This is a genomic window from Arthrobacter sp. STN4 (genome assembly GCF_024539665.1).
GTDB lineage: Bacteria > Actinomycetota > Actinomycetes > Actinomycetales > Micrococcaceae > Specibacter.
In genome coordinates this window covers 1-21,845 of the sequence record NZ_JAKZGX010000020.1, presented here as the reverse complement: position 1 = coordinate 21,845, position 21,845 = coordinate 1, and the positions used below count along the sequence as shown (strand labels likewise).

Sequence of the window (21,845 nt, the reverse complement as noted above, 5' to 3'; positions counted from 1 at the left end):
CGAAATCATTAGCAGCGGCTCCATGCTGCTGGCCATCCCGGTTGCCTTGCTGGCCGGGATTGTGTCATTTCTGTCGCCCTGCGTTCTGCCGCTGGTTCCCGGCTACCTCGGCTACGTCAGCGGACTGACCGGGGCCGACCTGCAAAAGCAGCGCAGGGGGCGCATGCTGCTGGGCATTGGGCTGTTTGTCCTGGGGTTTTCCGCCGTCTTCGTGCTGATCGGCGCCATGTTCGGCCAGCTGGGTGCGTGGCTGCGCACGCCCGACGCCGCCTGGGTGACACAGGTCCTGGGCGCCGTGGTCATCGTGTTGGGCGTAGTGTTTCTCGGGGGACTGGGGTGGTTCCAGCGGGACGTGAAGATCCATGCCAAGCCGCCGGCGGGCCTGTGGGGCGCACCCGTGCTTGGCATCACCTTCGGGCTGGGCTGGGCGCCGTGCATCGGCCCCACGCTGAGCGCGGTCCTGGCCCTGACCTACTTTGACGGCAGCACGGCGGCCAAGGGCGCGTTCTTGACGTTTGTGTACTGCCTGGGGCTCGGGGTGCCGTTCCTGCTGATCGCCCTGGGTGTCCGGCGCGGCCTGGGCGCCCTGGCGTTCTTCCGCAAGCACCGCCGCGGCCTGCAGTGGTTTGGCGGCGGGATGCTGGTGGCGCTGGGCGGACTGATGGTGACGGGCCTGTGGGGCACGTGGATCAACGAGCTGCAATTCTGGTTTGCCGGAGAAGTGAGACTGCCAATCTGATGAGGGAAAATTCGGTGCAAGACGTGCAAAGCAAGAAGCCGGCCAAGAACGATGTCGAGCTGCCCCGGCTGGGCTTCTTCGGCATGCTCCGCTGGGCCTGGCGGCAGCTGACGAGCATGCGGACCGCGTTGTTCCTGCTGCTTCTGCTCGCCGTGGCGGCTGTTCCGGGGTCCATTTTCCCCCAGCGCGCCTCCAACCCGTCCACGGTCACGCAATATTTGTCGGACCACCCCACCTCCGGGCCCATCATGGACTGGTTCAAGCTTTTCGACGTGTACTCGTCGCCGTGGTTTGCCGCCATCTACCTGCTCCTCTTCACCTCCCTCGTGGGATGCGTGCTGCCCCGGGCCAAGATCCACTGGAAGGCCATGCGCTCGGTGCCCCCGCGCACGCCCAAGCGGCTGTCCAGGCTGGCCGAATACGGCACCGTGGAAATTCCGGCCGGCAGCGGCGTTGACGCAGACCAGGCCATCAAGGATGCCGCAGCCGTCCTGAAATCCCGGCGCTACCGGGTGGACGTGCGCGACCTTGGCTCGGACCGGCCGTCCGTGGGCGCGGAAGTGGGCTTCCTGAAGGAAGTGGGAAACCTGGTCTTCCACATCTCCATCCTGGGCGTCCTCGCATCCGTGGGCTTCAGCGGGCTGGCAGGGTACAGCGGCCAGCGCGTGGTGGTGGAAGGCGATACCTTCGTCAACACCCTGGTGGGCTATGACACCTTCACTCCCGGCGCCTACTTCAACAGCGACCGCCTGAGCCCCTACTCCGTCAAACTGGACAAGCTCGTGGTCAAGTACGACAGGGAATCGCCGGGCCACTACGGCCAGCCCATCGACTTCACGGCCTCGCTGACCACCAAGGACGGCGCCGGCGCCCCCGCCAAGCAACAGATCCTGAAGGTCAACGATCCCGTCTCCATCGGCGGCACCAACATCTACCTGGTCGGCAACGGCTACGCCCCGGTGGTGACCGTCAAGGACGGCAAGGGCAACATCGCCTTCCAGGGGCCGGTGGTCACCATCCCCACGGACGGCGCCTACACCTCATTGATGGTCATTAAAGTTCCTGACGCCAAGCCCAAGGAACTGGGCTTCGTCGGCTTTTTCCTGCCCACGGCCCTTATCGACAGCAAGGGTGTGGCGTACGGCTCCGACCCCGACCCGTTCAACCCGCAGCTGAACCTCAATGCCTACACCGGCGACCTGGGCCTGGACAACGGCGTGCCCCGCAACGTCTACACCCTGGACACGTCCAAGATGAAACAGATCAACGGCCGCGACCTGAGGGCCGGCGGCATCGTGCTGGCGCCCGGGCAGAGCTACAAACTGCCGGAGGGCAACGGCACCATCAGTTTCGACGGCATCAAGCGCTTCGCCGCGCTGGACATCCGCCACGACCCGGGACAGGTCTACGTGCTGGTGTTTGCCGTCCTGGCCCTGGCCGGGCTCATGGCCTCACTCTTCCTCAACCGCCGCCGCGTGTGGATCCGCACCGGCAACCACCCGGACGGACGCACCATGGTGGAATTCGGCCTGCTGGCCCGCGGCGAGGACCACCGTTTGGCCGGGGAAGCAGCGGCCATCCACAAGGCACTCCACGTGAAGTGGGTGGTGCCACAAGCCCCGCAGGGGGAAGATGGAAAACAGCCGTCCAGCCATCAAGGCGACACCGGAACCGATGCCGCCGTGTCAAGTACCGTGTCAAGTAAGGACCACTAATGCCAACAATCAATGATGGCCTCGCCCTGCTCAGTGAGCAGTTCATGCTCATGGCCGGGCTGGCCTACGCCGTTGCGTTTTGTGCCTACGCCTGGGATCTGGTGACCTACAGCAAGGCTGTCCGCCGCGGCCTGGCCGTGGCGGACGAGGCCGGGAATGCCCGCTCCGTGCCCGCCCAGGCCGACCGGCTCGTGGGCGTTGGCGCCGCAGGAAGCATCGGCCAGGACCTCGGCGCGGGGCCCCTGGACCGCGGCGTGCGCCCCAGCAGCAAGACGCACGCCGGTTCGGACGGCATCACCGCCGGCGATTCCATGCGCTACGGCAAGGAAAAGCGGCGCGCAGCGAGGGTCGCCGTGGCCATCACCATCGTGGCCGCCGTCGTCCAGGGCCTGGCGGTGCTGTTCCGCGGCCTGGCTGCCGGGCGGGTGCCGTGGGGCAACATGTACGAATTCTGCACCACCGGCGGGTTCACCGTGGCGCTGATCTTCCTGCTCGTGCTAACCCGCCGCGACCTGCGCTTCCTGGGCACCTTCGTCATCGGCCTGGTGCTGGTGATGATCACGGCCGCCTCGGTCGCCTTCTGGACGCCCGCCGGGCACCTGGTGCCGGCGCTGCAGAGCTACTGGCTGATCATCCACGTCTCCATCGCGGTCATGTCCTCCTCGCTGTTCACCTTGACCTTCGCGATGTCGGTGCTGCAGCTGCTGCAGTCCCGCCGCGAGGCCTCCATTTCTTCCGGGAAGCCGGACAAGTTCCCGGCCATGCGGCTGGTACCGAACGCGCTGAGCCTGGAAAACATGTCCTACCGCATCAACGGCATCGCCTTTGTGGGCTGGACCCTGACGCTGATGTTCGGTTCCATCTGGGCCGAGAAGGCATGGGGCCGCTTCTGGGGCTGGGACCCGAAGGAAGTGTGGACGTTCGTCATCTGGGTGGCCTACGCCGGCTACCTGCACGCCCGCGCCACCCGCGGCTGGACCGGCACACGCGCCGCCTGGCTGTCCATCGTGGGCTACCTGTGCGTGGTCTTCAACTTCACGATCGTGAATGTGTACTTCGCCGGCCTGCACTCCTACGCCGGCGTGGGAAGCAGCTAGGCAGCTTCCGGCCCGCCCGCGGGCCGGGTGTACAGCTGTGGCGGGTCTGCTCCGTTGGGACCCGCCACAGCTGTACTTTCGACGGAGGGGAACACCGGCCAGGTCGCCATTTCTGTACAGCCGGACACTCCGGCGGAGCGCGCGATGGGACTTTGCCCAGGCAATGTCCTTGCTGGTCGCCAAAAAGCCGCGCAGGGATTGTCCGGCCAGGTTCCCGGGGTCGTTCCGGCCTCCCTGGACCAACATCCGGGCGGTCTTGGTGATGGCGGCCCGCCCGCCGGCCAGCATGTCATCCTTGTTGATCAGCACCTGGTGCCAGCCGAGTGATTTCGTGATGAAGTTCCGGTCGTGGTCCTTGCCCTGTTGTTCGGGCGTGAAGTTGTGGCCGCCCTCGTACTCCGCACAGGTCCGGTATTCCTCACAGCAAAGGTCAGGGGAGACCAGTGTGTTTCCGTCCGCATCGAGGAGGTCGATGTTGGGCTCGAGCCGTGGCAGTCCCGAGCGTGCGAAAAGCAGCCGCAGCCTGGTCTCCGGGGGGCGGGTCCGCGCCAACGCGGACCAGTTCCATGGCCTCGCGCAAACGGAGAATGCGCCGTGCGCCCCCGCGGCCGGCAAGGTAGGCGTTCAGGGGATCGAGTATGACCATGGCGGTTTTGGGCGGCCCGAAGGGGCGTCTGTGTTCGCACACCACCTGGTCCCCCACGGCCACCAGTTCGTCCAGCGACAGCAGCGGCGCCAAGTCCAGGAAGGTGCGCTGTGCCGAGGTCACGGGAACCCCCGCCAATCACGACGACGTCGCCATCCGCAAGTTCCAGCCGGGGCCCCGCCACATGGCGCCGCCGGGGCACGCCGGCACCCGTGGGCCGGGCCAGGTGCACGGGCTGGTCTTCCATCCACCGGCAGGGCAGGTACAAGCCGTGGATTTTGGCGGCCGTCACATGGCTGGCCACGCCGGCGTCCGTGCCTTCCGTGTAGGGCCGGCACGCGTCGAACAAGTCAAGCGGTGCATCCTTGTGGACGCGAATGCCACGGCTGGGCGTCCACAGGTCCGCGGGAGGGGTGCGTGAACGGGGGACCCCCAGCTGGCGCGCCTGCTCCACGGTGAACGGGCGTCCAGCAAGGCCAGGGGGGAGCGGAGCCGGATTTGTCATGGCTCCATTAGCGCTGAAACTGCTGCGCCAAAGGTGGGTTCTACTGCCGGATCGCGGAATCTGTGGATAACGCCCGCCCCGATGCGTCAGTGCTGGGTTTCGTCTTTCGGGTGCTGCTCGCGAAGCTTTGCCTCGCGGGCGTCGAGTTCGGCCCGAAGCTTGCGGAGGCGGTCCGCCTCCGCCTTGTGGGCCCGGGCCACCTCAAGGTTGCGGAGGAAGGCCGGATCGTCGTCCGGCGCCGTGAACCGTGCGGTCCCGGAACGCAACGGGCGGCGGGTGGCGGGTTCGCCGGCGGCAGCGTAGTGCGGGCGGCCCAGAAAAAGCCACAGGATGACGCCGACCAGCGGCAGCAGCACGATCACCAGGATCCAGACGGGCTTGGGCAGGCTCCGGACATCTGTGGACTCGCTGCGGATGCAGTCGATGAGCCCGTAAATGAAGAGGACCACACCAAAGATCACTGGGATATAGCGCATGCTTCATTCTATCGTCGAGAGGCAAATTGGGCTCCGGGCCATCGTCCAGAATCACCGGCTAAACTTGCACCCGTGGCATTCTTCAAATACTCCCTGATCCGCGGCCTGCTGTTTCTGGCGTTCTTCCTGGTGGCGCACCTTGCCCTGCAGCTGAGCCCGTTGACGTCGGCCCTGGCGGCGGCCCTGTGTGCGTTCGTGGTGAGCTTCTTCCTCCTGCGCAAGCAGCGCGACGGCGCCACGGCTGTCATTGCCGACCGCTTCGCACCGACGGCGGACACCACCCAGTCTGCAGCCGCCGTGGCCGATGCCGACGCCGAGGACGCACTCGTGGACGCCAACCCGGACGTCTGGGTCGACGCGGACCGGCCCGGCAGGAAGCCGCGCACCCAGCCCGAGGGCTGACCCGCCAGGCAGCAACAGGCGGCACCCCACAGCACCGATGGTGGAAAGGACAGGCCCATGCGCTGGATGGAGACTGAGCGGCTGGCCATGGTCGAAACGTTCCGTGGTGCCGATCCTGACGCCCCGACGCTGTGCGAGGGGTGGAACGTCCGGCGCCTGCTGGCCCATCTGGTGATGCGGGAGCATGCGCCACTGAAGCAGCTGCTCGACGCAGCGTCCCGGCCGGTGCCGGGCAGTGAAAGGCGGCTCGGCGACGTCGCGGCGGCAGCCCTCACCCCCGCCGGCTATGGCGGGCTCCTGGCACGGTTCGCGGCCGGCACCGGGACGGCCAACCCCATGACCTGGCTGGGCGATTCGGTCCAGCTCGTGGAATACGTGATCCACCACGAGGACGTCCGCCGCGGCGGCGGCAACCACCAGCCCCGGTCCCTGCCACCGGGACAGCTCGACGCGCTGTGGGCCAGGCTGCCGCTGATGGCGAGGATGGCCTACCGGCGCAGCCCCACCGCCGTCACGATCGCCGCCAAGAACCATCCCGCCGTACCCGTGCACAAAGGCTCCGGCAGGGTCCTTGTCAGCGGTGACCCGGTGGAGGTGGCGCTGTACATTTCCGGGCGCCAGCGCGCCGCGGACGTGGATGTCACGGGCAGCGGCGCGGCCCTGGACGCGTTCCTGGAATGGTCGGCACGGGAAACGTAGCCGCCCGGCCCTGGGGCTACAGGCCCGTCAGGACCATCGCCACGGCAAACAGGACACTGAATCCCAGGTTGAGCAGCCCGGTCTGTTTGAGCACCGGGATCAGGCTCTTGCGCTTCTTGCCCTTGAGCATCAGCCAGCTGGGCATGAGCATGAACGGCACCAGCAGCAGCACCAGCAGCAGCCAGGGCTTGGCCGGCACCAGCACCATCATGATGGCCACCGACACCCCCAGCATCACCACGTAGCTCAGCCGCGCATGCCGGTCCCCGAGCCGCACGGCCAGCGTGCGCTTGCCCACCTCACGGTCCGTGGGGATGTCGCGGACATTGTTGGCCATCAAAAGTGCGACGGCGATGAGCCCGGTTGCGACGGACCCGAGAACCGCCGCCGTGCTCACGGCCCCGGCCTGGGTGAAGGTGGTGCCGAGGGTGGCCACCGGGCCGAAGAAGAAGAACACGAACACGTCGCCCAGGCCCATGTAGCCGTAGGGGTTCTTGCCGCCGGTGTAGCCCCATGCGGCAATGACGGCCCCGGCACCCACCAGCAGCAGCCACCACGCCTGGGACAGGATCACCAGGACCAGTCCGGCCACCATGGCCAGGCCAAGGGCGCCAAAGGCGGCCATCTTCACCTGCCGGGGCGCGGCGGCGCCGGAGCCGACCAGGCGCAGCGGGCCCACCCGCACCTCGTCGGTGCCTCGGATGCCGTCGGAATAGTCGTTGGCATAGTTGACGCCCACCTGCAGCAGCAGGGACACAAGCGCGGCGAGCAGAGCCCGGCCCCAGTGCAGGCCGCCCAGGTCATACGCGGCGGCGGTGCCGATGATCACGGGGGCAACAGCCATCGGCAGCGTCCGCAGGCGCGCGCCTTCAATCCATTGACCAACAGTGGCCACAGCTACTCCTTATGCACGGGGCGGCAAAAACGTGTCAGCTTCCATTGTGCCGGGTGGGTGTCAGCTCCCGGCCGCCGCCGCGTCCGCCAAAAGCGCCAAAATGGCGGTCCTGTCCGGTTTTCCCGTGGCCAGCACGGGCAGCTCGGAGACGAACACCACAGTCTTGGGCACCAGGTGCGGCTCCAAAACCGCCGCCGCACCGGCCCACAGCTCCTCACGGGAGCAGGTGCCAACCACCATGGCGGCCACCTGCTGGCCCCACTCCACGGAGTCCACCGGCCCCACAAAGGCCTCGCGGACGCCCTGCACCCGGTGCAGCCCGTCGGCCACCGCCGCCGCCGAAATCTTCAGCCCGCCGGAGATGATGACGTCATCCACGCGGCCCAGCACGCGCAGGCGTCCCGCGCCGTCCAGCTCGCCGAGGTCGCCGGTTTCATACCAGCGCACGCCGTCATCAGACTCGGTGAAGGCGGCCGCCGTCAGCGCAGGGTCGCCCAGGTACCCGGTGGCCAGGACCGGCCCGCCCAGCCGGACCCGGCCGTCGCGGAGGGCGAGCTCCACGCCGTCGAGCGGGACGCCGTCGTACACGCAGCCGCCGCAGGTTTCGCTCATGCCGTAGGTGGTGACCACGTTGACGCCGGCGGCGCGCGCGGCTTCCAGCAGCACGGGGCTGGCGGGGGCGCCGCCCAGCAGGATGGCGTTGAAGCGGCGCAGCACCGTGAGCGTCGCAGCGGAAGGGTTGCTGAGCAGGCGCGTGAGCTGGGTGGGGACCAGGGAGGTGTAGCGCACCGTGTCGGTCAGCTCCAGGGCCGCCGCCGTGAACGCCTCCGCCGTGAAGCCGCCGGAGAGGTCCATGGACCACGGGCGGGTGCCGGCAAAGAGGCTGCGCACCAGCACCTGCAGGCCCGCCACGTAGTGCACGGGCAGGGCCAGCAGCCACTGCCCTTCACCGCGCAGCGCCATGGCCGTGCCCACCGACGACGCGGCGAGGGCGTCCACACTGAGCATGGTGCGCTTGGGCGTGCCGGTGCTTCCCGAGGTGCGCACGACGGCGGCAATGTCCGTTTCGCTGCCGGCCGGCAGTCCCAGCTCGCCCGGGGGGATGGGGGCGAAGCTGCCGTCGGCGGCGATTTCCACGGCGGGGCCCTCGCCGGAAAGGGCCGCGGCGAGTGCCTTGAGCAGGGGCTCGATGTCCATGGTTGCGGCCCCGCCTAAAAGTAGTAGGGGAAGTTGGACCAGTCGGGGTCGCGCTTTTCCAGGAAGGCCTCCTTGCCCTCCACGGCCTCGTCGGTCATGTAGGCGAGCCGGGTGGCCTCGCCGGCGAAGACCTGCTGGCCGGCCAGGCCGTCGTCGGCCAGGTTGAAGGCGAACTTGAGCATGCGGATGGCCTGCGGGGACTGGCGGGCAATGTCCGCGGCGTACTCCAGTGCGGTGTTTTCCAGGTCTGCGTGGTCCACGGCCTCGTTGACGGCGCCCATGCCGACCATGTCCTCGGCGGAGTATTCACGGGCCAGGAAGAAGATCTCCCGGGCCGCCTTTTGGCCGACCTGGCGGGCCAGCAGCGCGGAGCCGTAGCCGGCGTCGAAACTTCCCACGGTGGCGTCGGTCTGCTTGAATTTCCCGTGCTGGCGGGAGGCGATGGTGAGGTCGGAGACCACATGCAGGGAGTGCCCGCCGCCCGCGGCCCAGCCGTTGACGACGGCGATGACCACCTTGGGCATGGTGCGCATGAGCCGCTGGACTTCCAGGATGTGGAGGCGGCCGGCGCGGGCGGGGTCGATGGTTTCCTTCGTCTCGCCGTCGGCGTACCGGTAGCCGTCGCGGCCGCGGATGCGCTGGTCGCCGCCGGAGCAGAAGCTGTGCCCGCCGTCCTTGGGGGAGGGGCCGTTGCCGGTGAGCAGCACGGTGGCCACGTCCGGCGTCATGCGCGCGTGGTCCATGGCGCGGTAGAGCTCGTCCACGGTGCCGGGACGGAAGGCGTTGCGCACCTCGGGGCGGTTGAAGGCGATGCGGACGGTGGGCAGGTCCCTGATGATGCCGCCTGCCGCGTCCCGTTCCACCTGGCGGTGGTAGGTCATGTCGGTGAAGTTGAAGCCCTCCACCACGCGCCAGCGGCTGGGGTCAAAGATGTCGGAAACCTGCTCGGGGAGATTGTCTGCGCTCACCCTCACGATCTTAGCGGCCCGGCGGAGGTCAGCTGATGCAGAATTCATTGCCTTCGGGGTCGGCCATGGTGATCCAGGAGTGCGGGCCCTGGCTGGCCTCCCACAGGAAAGTGGCGCCGCGGGCCTCAAGGCGCGCCCGCACCTCCGCCTTGTCCCCGCCGCCGAGCCGCACGTCCCAGTGGATGCGGTTCTTGCCGGACTTGTCACGGCCCCCGGACTGGAACAGGATCCGCGGCTGGCCGCTGCCGGCAGCCGGGCCGGCGGTGATGGCCTGGCCGTCCTTCCAGACCAGGACTCCGTTGTGCTCCATGGTCTGCCCGGCAGTGGCATAGCCCTGTTGCACCATGGTGCGGATGAAGGCCTCATCGGAGGGCTCCACGTCCCACCCCATGGTTTCCGCCCACCAATCGGCCAGGTCGTGGGGCCTGAGGGCGTCGACAACGATCTGCAGTGAATAGGCCATGCAATTAGTCTGCCGTGCCGCGGATGGGCCGTCCAGCATCCGCCGGGGTAGAACCCGGGGCGGGTTGTGCCCCTGGTGCACCAGGGGCGCAACCCGGGCTGAACCCATCCCCGGCGCGATAGTGTTTTGCCATGACGACCATTGCCCCTGTAACCCTGCACGGAAAGTACGTGACCCTCGAGCCGCTGAGCCCGGACCACCACGACGGGCTGGTGGCTGCGGCCTCCGACGGCGAGCTGTGGAACCTCTGGTACACCTCCGTCCCCCGCCCCGAGGCCATGGCGGCGGAGATCGGGCGCAGGCTGGCACTGCAGGAATCCGGCATGATGGTGCCGTTCACCACGCGCCTGAACGATCCCGCAACGGGGGAACCGGGCAAGGTCATCGGCATGACCACCTATTGCAACATTGTCCCCGAGCTGCCGCGCCTGGAAATCGGCTATACGTGGAATGCGGCCAGCGTCCAGGGCACGGGCACCAACCCGGACAGCAAGCGCCTGCTGCTGGGCCACGCCTTTGAAACGCTCGGCTGTGTTGCGGTCGAATTCAACACGCACTGGATGAACATGCAGTCCCGCGCGGCCATTGCCCGCCTCGGGGCCAAGCAGGACGGCGTGCTGCGCTCGCACCGGGCCATGCCCGACGGCTCCCTGCGCGACACCGTGGTCTTCTCGATCCTGGCCAACGAATGGCCGCAGGTCCGCAACGGCCTGGACCTGCGGATCGCCAAGAACCGCTGATGCTGCCCGGGCCGCACTGGGAGGGCGCCGTCAACGCCCGGCTGCTCATCGGCGACATCTACCGGATGGGCCGCAGCGAGTGGCTCACCGAGCGGGGATGGCAGCAGGTATACCAGGACGGCGTCCGCACGGTGATCGACCTGCGGAACCCCGGCGAGAGGAAGCGCCGGCCCAGCGACCCGGTGGTGGGGGACGGCGCACTGGCCGGGTTCGACGTCGTCAATGCCCCTACGGAGGACCCGGACAACGCCGAATACCAGGCGATGGTCCAGCCCTATATGAACCACCCGCGGCTGTACGCGGAAATCCTGCGGCTGTTTCCCGGGCGCGTGGCCGCGGTGTTCAAGGTGCTGGCGGCCGCGCGGGGCAAGGTGGTGATCCATTGTTCGGCCGGGCGGGACAGGACGGGGCTGGTGGCGTCGCTGCTGCTGGCGCTCGCCGGGCAGGCGGACCAGGCGGCAGGGCAGGACGAGCTGGCGTCCCGGGGGATCAACAGCTGGCATTTGGTGGCACCCGTCAAGCACCCCTATGAACGGTACCTGGCGGAGGAGGAGATGGCGCCGATCGTTGCCGACCGCAGGCAGGCGCTGGCAGGCTTTGTCGGCGGCCTCGACGTGCGTGCGTTCCTGCTGGCGAACGGTGTCACCAAGCAGGAGATCGACGCCGTCGTGGCCCGGTGCCGGCGGCCCTGAGCGGCCGTGTTGCCGCCCGCCCGGAGCCGCGGGTACGTTGGAAGGACCACAGGCTGGATCCGCCCCAACGACTCGAGGCACCGTGCGCTTCCCCCGGCAATTCAAGAACTGGCTGTTCAACACCCCCGGCCTCGCGGAGACGGCCACATTCAGCGGGGCCGCCGGCCGTGCCGCCGAACGCGCGGCGGCCGCCAGCCCCCGGGAGGGCCTGGCCCAGGCACAGGACATCGTCCGGCAGCTCGCCACGGAAGGCCACAAGCCGTGGACCGGGCAGCGCCTGGAGGACTACCTCTTTAGCGCGCGCATCCTGGCCGGCCAGGCGCTGGGCATGGTGCCCTTTGACACCCAGCTGCTCGCCGCCGCCACCATGCTGCAGGGCACCGTGGTGGAGATGGACACCGGCGAGGGCAAGACCCTCGTGGGCGCGCTCGTGGCGGCCGCCCAGGCCCTGGGCGGCCGCCGCGTCCATGTCCTGACGGTCAATGACTACTTGGCGCAACGGGACGCAGCCTGGATGGGGCCCTATTACGAGGCCCTGGGCATCACGGCCGCGTCGGTGACCTCCGCCGGCACCCCGGAGGGGAAACGGCAGGCGTACCGGGCCGGCGTCGTGTACGTCTCCGTCAACGAACTCGGCTTCGACGTCCTGCGCGACCGCAGCCGCACCGCACCGGACCAAGCCGTGCTGCAGCCCTTTGACGCGTGCATCGTGGACGAGATCGATTCGGTGCTGGTGGACGAGGCCGTGGTCCCGCTGGTCCTGGCCGGCCGGGCGCGCAGCGAACTGCAGGGCGTGGACGTGGCGGATTTTGTCCGGGGGCTGGAGCCCGGCACCGACTACACCGTGGAAGCGGACCGGCGGAACGTTTCGCTGACCGACGCCGGGATCGGGCGCGCCGAGGCGAGGTGGCCCGGTGTCGAGCTTTACTCGGCGGAGGGCACGCCCCTGTTTTCCTCCATCAACACGGCACTGCACGCCGAGGTGCTCCTGCAGCGGGACGTCGACTACATCGTGCGTGACGGCCAGGCCCAGATTGTCTCCGATTCCCGCGGCCGGGTGGCGCAGGGGCAGCGCTGGCCCGACGGGCTGCAGGCGGCCGTGGAGACGAAGGAAGGGCTGCTGAAGACCGAACAGGGCGAGGTCCTGGACCAGCTGCTGGTGCGCGACCTGGTTCGTTCCTTCGCCACCGTCACCGGCATGAGCGGCACCGCCGTGGCCGTCGCCGAATACCTGCGCACCCACTACCTGCTCGACGCCGGCCAGATCCCGCCGCACAAGCCGTGCATCCGCCAGGACCTGCCCGAGCGCATCTATGCCACAGCGGAACAGCGCGACGCCGCCGTCGTCGAGGCGGTCGTGGCCGCCCATGCCGCGGGGCGGCCGGTCCTCCTGGGGACGCACGACGTCGCCGCCTCCGAACGCTTCGCCGCCGCCCTGGGCGTACGGAACGTGGACTGCCAGGTCCTCAATGCCCGCAACGACGCGCTGGAGGCCGGCATCATTGCCGAGGCGGGGCGGAAGCACGCCGTCACGGTCTCCACGCAGATGGCCGGGCGCGGCACCGACATCCTGCTCGGCGGCAAGGGGGCCGGCACGGCGGCGCACGGCGAGGTGGCGGCGCTGGGCGGGCTGCTGGTGGTCATCGCGGGCCGGTTCTGGTCGCCCCGGCTGGACGCGCAGCTCCGCGGCCGCGCCGGCCGGCAGGGCGATCCCGGCGCCAGCATCATCTACTCCAGCATCGAGGACCCGGCGGCCAACGGGCAGGAGGTCCACGGCCTGGAACTGAGCAGTTCCCTCGCCGGGGAAGCGGACGACGCCGGCCTCGTCACCCGGGCGGGCGTGTCCCGGCTGCTGGACCGCACCCAGCGCCTCGCCGAGCAGGAGCGCTTCACCACGCAGGAAAATTCCTGGAAGTACAACGAGCTCATCGCCTACCAGCGGCGCGTGGTCCTGGCCGAACGCGACCGCATCCTCACGGACGACGCGGCAGCCATGGAACCGTTTGGCGAGGTGCAACGACTGGGGGAGCTGCGCCGTTCACTCGGTGCGGGGGAACTGGTGCGCGCCTGCCGGCAGATCATGCTGTTTGAACTCGATGCGCACTGGAGCGACCACCTGGCCCTGCTGTCCGAGCAGCGCGCCGCCATCCACCTGCGCGCCCTGGGCCGGCAAAACCCGCTGGATGAATACCGGCGCGAAACCATCTTCGCCTTCGAGGGGTTTTTGGACAGGGCCGCGGACAGCGCCCGGGAAACCCTGGCGGGCCTGGCCGTGGTGGACGGTGCCGCGGACTTGGCGGCGGCGGGCGTGCGCCGGGCGTCGTCCACGTGGACCTACGTGGTGGATGAGAACCCGTTCGCGAGCCAGGGCGACGCTGCGGTGAAATGGCTGCTGAAAAAGCTGGGCAAATAGGCTGCCGCAACGCGGCGAAAAGGCGAATACTTGAGGCACCGGCATGTACACCGCAACGCCGTCTTGAAGGGGAGGCCGCCGTGGCGCAACTCCATTACGCCGCCATCATGTCGCTGGACGGCTACATCAACGACGCCGACGGCAATTTTGACTGGGGCGTGCCGGACGACGACGAGCATGCGTTCATCAACGGCCTGGAACGCCCCATCGGCACCTACCTGTACGGACGCCGCCTGTACGAGACCATGAAGGTCTGGGAAACCATGTACGGGCAGACGGACCTGACCCGCGTGGCGCGCGACTTTGCCAACCTGTGGCACCTGGCGGACAAGGTCGTGTATTCGCGGACCCTGACGCAGGCGGACACCGCCAGGACCCGCATCGAGACCGCCTTTGACCCGGACGCCGTGCGCGCCCTGAAGGCCGACGCCGGTGCGGACCTCTCCGTGGGCGGCGCCGGGCTGGCGGGGCAGGCCTTCGCCGCCGGGCTGGTGGACCAGGTCCACCTGTTCATCGCCCCCATCATCGTCGGCGCCGGGACCCGCGCCCTGCCCGACGCCGTCCGGACCCGGCTGGAACTGCTGGACCGGCGCAGCTTCGACAACGGCGTCGTCCATCTCCACTATGCGGTGCGTGGCGGCTAGGCCACCATCCCCCACAGCAGCCAGGCGGACGATGCGGCGCAGGCGGCGATGACCAGGGCAAACCCGGCCAGCCACACGAAGGACGGGACGCCCGTGGAGCGGGAGAGGATCCAGGCGTCGGAGCTGGCCAGCCGGTTCCGGCGGCTGGTGTGCACGGCCGCCACCTTGAAGAAGTCGCGCACCGACCCCACACCCAGGGCGATGCCGAGGGCAAGGACCACATAGCTGACCGTTGCGGGGCCGGCCAGCATCACGAGTGCCTGGGCCACGGCCGCACTGGCCAGGGCCACCAGGATGCCGGTGGCGTTGCGCAGAAACACCAAGGCCACGAGCAGCACCAGGGCGCCGATGGACATGGCGGCGCCGGCCCATCCCGCCGTCACAGACCAGACCAGCGCCGCGCCCACCACGGCCGGGGCCGGGTAGCCCCAAAAGCCGGACCACGTGGCGCTGAAGCCGCGCCGGCCGCTGCTGACCAGCTGCCCGGAATGGTCCAGCCCGATCGTCAGCCCGTGGATGTAGCGGCCGGCCATGAGAGCGGCGAACGCATGGCCGAGCTCGTGCACAAACGTCACATACAGCCCGAACCAGCGCCACGACGCGCGCGGGATGCTCAGCACGACGGCGGCCGCCACAATTGCCGCCAGCACGGAAACGGGCACGGCGGGCGCGGAGCTGCGGACAAATCCGGCCAGCACGGCGTGCCACCAGTCGGCGGCGGCGTTGAGCGGTTGGTCAATGTTCACCGTGGAAGCCTATGCCACCAGGCTGGGTGCCCGTGTCCATCCGCTGGGCGTGAAACCATTTGCCCGCCCGGCGCCAGGCAGGGTTGGGTGGAACCCATGGCCAACATCCTGACCCTCGGCGGCGCCGCGTGGCTGGGCCGGACCATCGCGGAACGGGCCCTGGCCGCCGGGCACCGCGCCACCTGCCTGGCCCGCGGGGAATCCGGCGGGTCACCGGCAGGCGCGGCCGCCGTCGTGGTGGACCGTGGCGGGCCCGGCGCCTACGCCCGGCCCGCCACGGAGCACTGGGACCTGGTGGTGGGACTGCCCATGACCCCGCCCATGCCCGGACCGCCGTGGAGGCCCCCTCGCCCCGGGCCCGGCGGTGGGTCCTGGTGTCCTCGTGCTCCGTCTACGCCGACCACTCCGTCCCGGGCGCCCGCGAGGACGCCGTGCTGCTCCGGCCGCTGGAGTCCACGCAGGCCGACGGTCCGGAGCTGTACGGGGAGGCCAAGTCGGGGTGCGAACGGCTGACCAGGGCGACCCGCGGGGACGGGGCGCTGGTGGTCCGGTCCGGGCTGATCGGCGGCCTCGGAGGTCCCACCGGCCGCAGCACGTACTGGCCGCTGCGCGTGGCGGACCGGCGGGAACCGGTGCCGGCACCCTGGCAGGACGGCGGCGGCCACCGGCAGTACGTGCAACTCATCGACGTCCGCGACCTCGCCGCCTTTATCCCGCAGGCCGGGCTGGCCGGCCGCACGGGTGCCGTCAATGCGGTGGGGGCCGCCGTGCCGCTGGCCGCCGCGCCCATTTCGGCCCGCGAGGCCGCCACCACCAACCCTCAGCTTGCCCCCTACCCGCTGTCCGCCATGGACGACGACGGCGTAGGGCCCTGGAGCGGGCCGCGGTCCCTGCCGCTCGTGTTGCCGTTGGACGGGGGCTACGCTGGTTTTGCGCAGCGCTCCGATGCCCGGGCGCTGGAGTGGGGCCTGGTGCGGCGCCCGCTCGCGGAGACGTTCGGCGACATCATCGCCGCCGAGGCGCCGTGGGCCGGGCGCCAGCTTGCCTCCGGGCCCGGCGCGGCGGACGAGGCGGAACTCATCGAATCCGCCCGGCTGAGGGGTGTCCGCCCCGGCGCCTGGACGGGGCCGCAGTGGAACGAGGGCCGCCCCGTCTCACCAGGCGGCGGCGAGGAGCTCGCCCAGGAGGGCGCCGTCGTCGGCCTCCAGTCCGCGGGAGGCGAACCAGGTGCACATGTTCCGGCAGTCGCGGGCCAGCAGCTCCGTGGCCTGCAGGTTTCCGGCCAGGTCCACCAGCTGCGGCAGGTCGATGACCACCAGGCGGTCACCGGCGGCCAGCACGTTGTAGGGGGAGAGGTCGCCGTGGGCAAAGCCCATCCGCGCGAAGCCAAGCATGGCCTCCACCACCTGTTCCCAGTACCCGCGCAGCTGCACGGGCCCCGGGTGGGTGGACTGCAGGCGCGGCGCGGCCGCCCCGGGGTGGGCGGGATCCCCAATGAACTCCATCATGATCTCTGTCCCGAAGATCTGGACCGGGTAGGGAACGCGAATGCCGGATTCGTGTGCCAGGCGCAGGTACGTCCATTCGGCGTCGGCCCAGCGTGCGGCTTCCACGGCCCGGCCGTACGTGCTCCCGCCCTTGATGGCGCGGGCGTCGCGGGATCGCCGCACGGAACGCCCCTCGGTGTAGGCCTCCGAGCGGTGGAACAGGCGTTGGTCCGCGGACCGGTAGCGCTTGGCGGCGAGCAGTGCGCTGCGGGACCCGGTGGCGCGTTCCACGAGGAAAACGTCCGCCTCCTTGCCCGTCTTCAGCACGCCGAGGTCGGTGTCAACGGCCGCGGCGTCCTCGATGACAAAGTCCGGATAGGGTGCGGGCCCGCGCATGAGCCTTTCGAGCTCGGGCCAGGTGGACCACCGCTGGTTTTCGGCCAGGGAATCGTCCAGCATGTTCCAATCGGCTGGGCGGGGATCCGGGTCAAAGCTGTCGCGCGGGGGCGTACGGCGGCGGAGCTTGATGGGTGAAAAAGAGGGTGTTTCGAGGTGCTGTTGGTCAGCAGAAAACTTCATGGGTGAATCGACTCCTGTGGAAGGACAAGCTGATGTTTTGGGCGCGAACGGCTGCACGAACATTCATGGGGTCCTCCTTAGGGTCGAATACCGGCAAGTTTGCGGAACACTGCCAGTTGACCACGCGCCGGCGCGGGGTGTCAACGAAAATTGTGCTGCCGGGCGGTGGTTGCCGAAAGCGCGGGGCGGCCATGGCGCTCAGGAGCCCGGCGGCACCAGGGCTTCGCTGCGCAGCCGGCCCCACGCGACGAAACCGAACAGCGCTACTGCCGCCTGTGCCATGAACAGGAAGATCAGCACCGAGCCCTGCGCGGACAGGGCTGTACCGCCAAGGGACGCCACGGAGGAGGCGGCAATCGGGAGCCACGACCAGCGGGAGCGGGCGGCAAGCCCCACGAGTCCTGCGGGCAGCAGCCCGGTGAGGAAGCCTGAGGCGAGGACGGTGGCAGTGGGGAAGCGGGAGAGGCCGCCGGGGCCGGCCAGGCTCCCGTAAAGGGCCAGCGCTGGCAGCAGGGAGGCGGCGGCAAAAACCACCGCCACCAGCACGGGTGCCGCCAGGTCGGCCGGGCGGAACCGGCGCAGGGCGAGGTCCCGCACCAGCGGCCCGGACAGGGGCGCCTTGCGAAACCAGGCCAACCCGTACAGCGCGGCGCCAACGCCCACCAGCGGTGCGATCCAGGAAGCGGCCACATAGGGCAGCAGGCTGCCGGACGAAAGCGGCAGGCCCAGGGAAATCGTGAAGAACGCTGCCGGAATTTCCAGCGCAAACGATCCCACGGCCAGCCACCAGCCGACCTCAACCCGCCGCACCAGCAGGGCAAGGCCGGTGCACATGATCAGGGTCCCCAGGAGCCGGAACGCCAGGGAAAAGGCCTGCGAGGGGTCCGTGACCTGGCCAAACAAGATGTCCATGCCCCAACCCTATGCGTCCGGGTGTACGCGCGGACGGCCCGCCCGGAGCCCAAGTGCAGCGGCCCGGCATTGGGAGCCGCAGCCGCGGTCCCCGGGGCCATGTCTGTGACGGCTTCAACATCATTTTCCAGAACAGGGGTGATCCGCACTGCTTTGTCCCCCCGTCGGGGCCGCGCCGTGCTTGGATGGGAGAACACGGACGAAAGGCGGCCCTGACCATGACCCGCGGTATTTACATCAGCGCCACGACCCCCGGCTCCGGCAAGACGCTTGTCTCACTGGGCCTTGCCGACGCCCTGCACCGGCATGCCGACAGGATCGGCTTTTTCCGGCCCATCACCGCCGGTGCCGAACCCGATCCCACGGTGGCCATGCTCAGGCGCATTTACAGGCTCGACGCCGGGGTGTGCCGCAGCGGCATGAGCGGCGCCGAGGCGCGGGCACTCCTGGCGGCCGGCGAGCGCGCCGAAATCGATGCGCGCTGCGTGGAAATCTACAGCGACATCGCCAAGAAGTGCGACGTGGTCATTGTGGAGGGAACGGACCTCACCGGCCAGGACGCGGCCGTTGAATTCGACCTCAACGCCCGCCTGTCCAACAACCTGGGCCTGCCCGTGCTCGCCGTCGTTGGCGCCCGCGGCCTGACGGTGGAGGAAACGGCCGACGCCGTGGACGTGGCCCGCAAGGAACTCGTGGCGGCAAACTGCTCCCTGCTGGCCATGATGGTCAACCGTGCCGAACCGGGCGAAGCGGCGGCCATCAAGGCGGCCGTCCGTCCCGGCGCCAGCAGCCGTCCCGTCTACGTCATCCCGGAAATCCCCGAAATCTCCCTGCCCACGGTCGGCGAGGTGGCCGCGGCCCTGCAGCTGCGCCAAATCGCCGGCAGCCCCGAGATGGACCGCGACGTCCGCGCCATCAAGGTCGCCGCCATGACCGTGGGAAACTTCCTCCACCTGCTCGAAGCGAACGACCTGGTGATCGTCCCCGGCGACCGCGCCGACGTCATGGTTGCCTCCCTGGCCTCCGCTTTCTCGCCCGAATTCCCCGTCCCCGGCGGCATGATCCTCACCGGCGGGCTGGCCCCGGACCCCAATGTGCTCCCCATCTTGGCGCACGCGCCCTTCCCGGTCTTTACGTACGACGACGACACCTACAGTTCCGCGCGCGCCGTCAGCGAGGTGCGCAGCGAGATCCATTCGGGCCAGCGGAGGAAAGTGGCGGCGGCGATGGGGGCCTGGTCGCGCAGCGTGGACGAGGCGGAACTGCTCGAACGGGTGTCCCTGCCCCGCCCGGCCACCATGACGCCGCTGCGCTTCCTGCATGAGCTCGTCGAACGGGCCCGCAGCGACCGCAAGCGGATCGTTCTGCCGGAAGGCAACGACCCCCGGTTGCTGCAGGCGGCCGAGATCCTGCAACGGCGCGACGTGTGCGGGCTGGTGCTGCTGGGCAGGCCGCAGGCCGTCCGGGAGCTGGCCGCCGCCCACGGGGTGGACCTGGAAGGAGTGGAGATCATTGACCCGGAGTCCTCGCCACTGCGCGAAAGCTTCGCGGTGGAGTACCAGCGGCTGCGCGCCCACAAGGGCGTGGACCTGGCGAGGGCGCGGGAGGTCATGGCGGACGGGTCCTACTTTGGCACCATGATGGTCCAGCTGGGCCACGTGGACGGCATGGTCTCCGGGGCCGCCCACACCACCGCCAACACCATCCGCCCCGCCCTCGAATTCGTCAAGACCCGCCCCGGCGTCAGCATCGTCTCCTCCGTGTTCCTGATGCTGCTGGCGGACCGGGTCCTGGTCTATGGCGACTGCGCCGTGAACCCCGAACCCAACGAAGAACAACTGGCGGACATCGCCGTCGCGTCCGCGGAGACCGCCTTGCAGTTTGGCGTGGAGCCGCGCATCGCCATGCTCTCCTACTCCACGGGAGGCTCCGGTTCCGGCTCGGCCGTGGATCAGGTGCGCCGGGCCACGGCGCTGGCCCGGGCCGCCCGCCCGGACCTGGCCATCGAGGGCCCCATTCAGTACGACGCCGCCGTGGACGCCTCGATTGCCGCGTCCAAACTGCCCGCCTCCGAGGTGGCCGGGCAGGCGACGGTGTTCGTCTTCCCGGACCTGAACACCGGCAACAACACCTACAAGGCGGTGCAGCAGTCCTCCGGCGCCGTGGCCGTCGGGCCCGTGTTGCAGGGCCTGAACAAGCCGATCAACGACCTCTCCCGCGGCTGCACCGTGGAGGACATCGTCAACACCGTGGCCATCACCGCCATCCAGGCCCAAGGGGCGCCGGTGGTTGAGCCTGGCGAAACCAAGGCCCCGGCAAGCCCGGCCGGCCGGGCCCCGAGCAGTGAAACGAAGGAATCCTAATGCGCGTTCTTGTCATCAACTCCGGCTCCTCCTCCCTGAAATACCAGGTGCGGGACACCACCACCGGCGAAGTCCAGGCGGGCGGGCTGATTGAGCGCATCGGCGAGGGCGCCGGCGGCCCGGCCAACCACGGCGTCGCCATGGACCAGGTGGCGGCCGAGCTGGAAGGCGTGCTGGCGGAAAAGCCGCTGGACGCCGTCGGACACCGTGTGGTCCACGGCGGGGAACGCTTTGGCGAACCGGTGCTGGTCAACAATGAGATCACCCGGGCCATCGAACGGCTGAACCCGCTGGCACCGCTGCACAACCCCGCGAACGTGCTGGGCATCCGGGCCATCACCGCCAAGTGGCCCGGGATGCCGCAGGTGGCCGTGTTCGACACCGCCTTCCACCGCACGCTGCCCGAACACGCCTGGCGCTACGCCGTGCCGGATTCCCTGTACCGCCAGTACGGGATCCGCCGCTACGGCTTCCACGGGACCTCGCACGAATTCGTCACCGGACGGGCGGCGGAGCTGCTGGGCATCCCGCTGGCGGAGTTCAACGCGGTGGTGGCCCACCTGGGGAACGGCGTGTCGCTGACCGCCATCCAGGGCGGTGCCAGTGTGGACACGTCGATGGGCTTCACCCCGCTGGAGGGCCTGGTCATGGGCACCCGCAGCGGCGACCTGGACCCCTCCATCCTCATCTACCTTCAGCGCCAGGGCCTGTCCGCCGACGAGATCGACACCATGCTCAACCGCGAATCCGGGCTCAAGGCGCTTGCCGGCAACAATGACATGCGCGCCATAGTGGACTCCGCAGAATCGGGGGACAGGCGGGCGCAGACCGCCCTGGACGTCACGGCGCACCGGCTGGCGAAGTACATTGGCGGCTACCATGTGGCGGTGGGCGGCGCGCAGGCGCTCATCTTCACGGCCGGGATCGGGGAAAACTCCTCAGCGTTCCGGGCGCAGGTGGTGGGCCGGCTCGGGGCCCTGGGACTTGTGCTCGACGCCGAGGCGAACCTGGTGCGCTCCGGCTCGCCCCGGGTGGTCAGCGCCCCCGGCTCGGCATTTCCGGTGCTCGTGGTGCCCACGGACGAGGAGCGCGCCATCGCCGAGGCGACGGCCGCCGTCGTGCAGGGCGGGTAGGGCGCCCGGTTTCTGCGCGGACAGAATGAGAGCTGTTGCGGTCGTGGGCAGAGTCCGATTCATGAGGGAGTGGTTGCCCCGGTAGGACTCGCCACGGGATTGCAGGCGCCTGCCGTGGTGAATGGGGCGGTGGCCAAGTTGTCGTCGCCCCACGCGGTGCCCCAGCGGGAGAACTCGGGGTTCGTGGTGATGATCAGCCTACGTCGCCCCTAGATGTGTAATTCCAAGGTGTGCGGCGTGGTGTGATGCTTTGAAGGGCAAGGGCGCCCACAATCGGCGGTATCAAACCAAACGCCGAACCCGGAGGTCCTCGTGGACGCCGATCTGGACACCC

At 69.3% G+C, this 21,845-nt stretch carries 19 protein-coding genes; 11 read left to right on the top strand and 8 right to left on the bottom strand.

What is annotated here, in order from left to right; genetic code table 11:
* Positions 1–22 precede the first annotated feature (22 nt).
* Genes MMF96_RS13865 through ccsB form a run of 3 tightly spaced genes read left to right on the top strand, consistent with a single transcriptional unit; the run spans position 23 to position 3,551 of the window.
* A complete protein-coding gene (locus MMF96_RS13865; protein ID WP_256883895.1) occupies positions 23–739 on the top strand; it encodes a cytochrome c biogenesis CcdA family protein in 717 nt (238 codons plus the stop codon).
* Positions 739–2,454 (top strand): cytochrome c biogenesis protein ResB, encoded by a 1,716-nt coding sequence (locus MMF96_RS13860; RefSeq protein ID WP_256883880.1) that lies wholly within the window; start codon positions 739–741, stop codon positions 2,452–2,454. Before MMF96_RS13865 ends, MMF96_RS13860 begins: the two co-directional genes overlap by 1 nt.
* Entirely contained in the window at positions 2,454–3,551 is a 1,098-nt protein-coding gene (gene ccsB / locus MMF96_RS13855; protein WP_176617733.1) for a c-type cytochrome biogenesis protein CcsB, read from the top strand. The genes MMF96_RS13860 and ccsB overlap by 1 nt, the downstream gene beginning before the upstream one ends.
* A 1,237-nt stretch (positions 3,552–4,788) precedes the next feature.
* Here the strand turns inward: ccsB and MMF96_RS13850 are convergent.
* Positions 4,789–5,178: a PLD nuclease N-terminal domain-containing protein gene (locus tag MMF96_RS13850; RefSeq protein WP_176617735.1), complete on the bottom strand. Its 390-nt coding sequence runs from the start codon at positions 5,176–5,178 to the stop codon at positions 4,789–4,791.
* Between the two features lie 72 nt (positions 5,179–5,250).
* Here MMF96_RS13850 and MMF96_RS13845 point away from each other — a divergent pair, with 72 nt between their 5' ends.
* Together MMF96_RS13845 and MMF96_RS13840 are read left to right on the top strand one after the other, a co-directional pair.
* Positions 5,251–5,580 (top strand): DUF4229 domain-containing protein, encoded by a 330-nt coding sequence (locus MMF96_RS13845; protein WP_256883879.1) that lies wholly within the window; start codon positions 5,251–5,253, stop codon positions 5,578–5,580.
* A gap of 57 nt (positions 5,581–5,637) precedes the next feature.
* On the top strand, positions 5,638–6,279 hold the full coding sequence (locus tag MMF96_RS13840; RefSeq protein WP_256883878.1) for a TIGR03085 family metal-binding protein: 642 nt from the start codon (positions 5,638–5,640) through the stop codon (positions 6,277–6,279).
* Between the two features lie 16 nt (positions 6,280–6,295).
* Here MMF96_RS13840 and MMF96_RS13835 read toward each other — a convergent pair whose 3' ends face one another.
* Genes MMF96_RS13835 through MMF96_RS13820 form a run of 4 tightly spaced genes read right to left on the bottom strand, consistent with a single transcriptional unit; the run spans position 6,296 to position 9,802 of the window.
* Positions 6,296–7,174: a 1,4-dihydroxy-2-naphthoate polyprenyltransferase gene (locus tag MMF96_RS13835; protein WP_256883877.1), complete on the bottom strand. Its 879-nt coding sequence runs from the start codon at positions 7,172–7,174 to the stop codon at positions 6,296–6,298.
* A 60-nt stretch (positions 7,175–7,234) separates the two neighbouring features.
* A complete protein-coding gene (locus tag MMF96_RS13830; RefSeq protein ID WP_256883876.1) occupies positions 7,235–8,371 on the bottom strand; it encodes an AMP-binding protein in 1,137 nt (378 codons plus the stop codon).
* Between the two features lie 14 nt (positions 8,372–8,385).
* The gene (locus MMF96_RS13825) at positions 8,386–9,387 is read right to left on the bottom strand and encodes a 1,4-dihydroxy-2-naphthoyl-CoA synthase (RefSeq protein WP_176617740.1); all 1,002 of its coding nucleotides are present in this window, start codon (positions 9,385–9,387) and stop codon (positions 8,386–8,388) included.
* Positions 9,368–9,802 carry a VOC family protein gene (locus tag MMF96_RS13820; RefSeq protein ID WP_176617741.1) on the bottom strand — a complete coding sequence of 145 codons (435 nt, stop codon included), beginning with the start codon at positions 9,800–9,802 and terminating at the stop codon, positions 9,368–9,370. Before MMF96_RS13820 ends, MMF96_RS13825 begins: the two co-directional genes overlap by 20 nt.
* A gap of 131 nt (positions 9,803–9,933) precedes the next feature.
* Here MMF96_RS13820 and MMF96_RS13815 point away from each other — a divergent pair, with 131 nt between their 5' ends.
* The 4 genes from MMF96_RS13815 (at position 9,934) to MMF96_RS13800 (ending at position 14,291) form a co-directional block, all read left to right on the top strand.
* The gene (locus MMF96_RS13815; RefSeq protein ID WP_176617742.1) at positions 9,934–10,542 is read left to right on the top strand and encodes a GNAT family N-acetyltransferase; all 609 of its coding nucleotides are present in this window, start codon (positions 9,934–9,936) and stop codon (positions 10,540–10,542) included.
* Positions 10,542–11,234, top strand: a complete 693-nt coding sequence (locus MMF96_RS13810; protein WP_256883874.1) for a tyrosine-protein phosphatase — start codon at positions 10,542–10,544, stop codon at positions 11,232–11,234. Before MMF96_RS13815 ends, MMF96_RS13810 begins: the two co-directional genes overlap by 1 nt.
* Positions 11,235–11,316: 82 nt before the next feature.
* On the top strand, positions 11,317–13,647 hold the full coding sequence (secA2, locus tag MMF96_RS13805; RefSeq protein ID WP_256883873.1) for an accessory Sec system translocase SecA2: 2,331 nt from the start codon (positions 11,317–11,319) through the stop codon (positions 13,645–13,647).
* Positions 13,648–13,727: 80 nt separating this feature from the next.
* The gene (locus MMF96_RS13800) at positions 13,728–14,291 is read left to right on the top strand and encodes a dihydrofolate reductase family protein (RefSeq protein WP_176618092.1); all 564 of its coding nucleotides are present in this window, start codon (positions 13,728–13,730) and stop codon (positions 14,289–14,291) included.
* On the opposite strand, the gene MMF96_RS13795 is transcribed toward MMF96_RS13800, so the two are convergent.
* From MMF96_RS13795 to MMF96_RS13785, 3 genes are all read right to left on the bottom strand, one after another.
* Positions 14,288–15,037, bottom strand: coding sequence for a M50 family metallopeptidase (locus MMF96_RS13795; RefSeq protein WP_256883872.1), 750 nt, complete (start codon positions 15,035–15,037; stop codon positions 14,288–14,290). The genes MMF96_RS13800 and MMF96_RS13795 overlap by 4 nt on opposite strands.
* Before the next feature lie 1,154 nt (positions 15,038–16,191).
* Complete coding sequence (locus tag MMF96_RS13790; protein WP_256883871.1) at positions 16,192–17,103, bottom strand: serine protein kinase RIO; 912 nt, start codon at positions 17,101–17,103, stop codon at positions 16,192–16,194.
* Positions 17,104–17,301: 198 nt separating this feature from the next.
* A complete protein-coding gene (locus MMF96_RS13785) occupies positions 17,302–18,015 on the bottom strand; it encodes a hypothetical protein (RefSeq protein WP_256883870.1) in 714 nt (237 codons plus the stop codon).
* 218 nt (positions 18,016–18,233) lie between these two features.
* Between MMF96_RS13785 and pta the strand changes: the two genes are divergently transcribed.
* Entirely contained in the window at positions 18,234–20,378 is a 2,145-nt protein-coding gene (gene pta / locus MMF96_RS13780) for a phosphate acetyltransferase (protein WP_256883869.1), read from the top strand.
* Positions 20,378–21,511 (top strand): acetate kinase, encoded by a 1,134-nt coding sequence (locus tag MMF96_RS13775; RefSeq protein WP_256883868.1) that lies wholly within the window; start codon positions 20,378–20,380, stop codon positions 21,509–21,511. The genes pta and MMF96_RS13775 overlap by 1 nt, the downstream gene beginning before the upstream one ends.
* Positions 21,512–21,845: the final 334 nt, after the last annotated feature.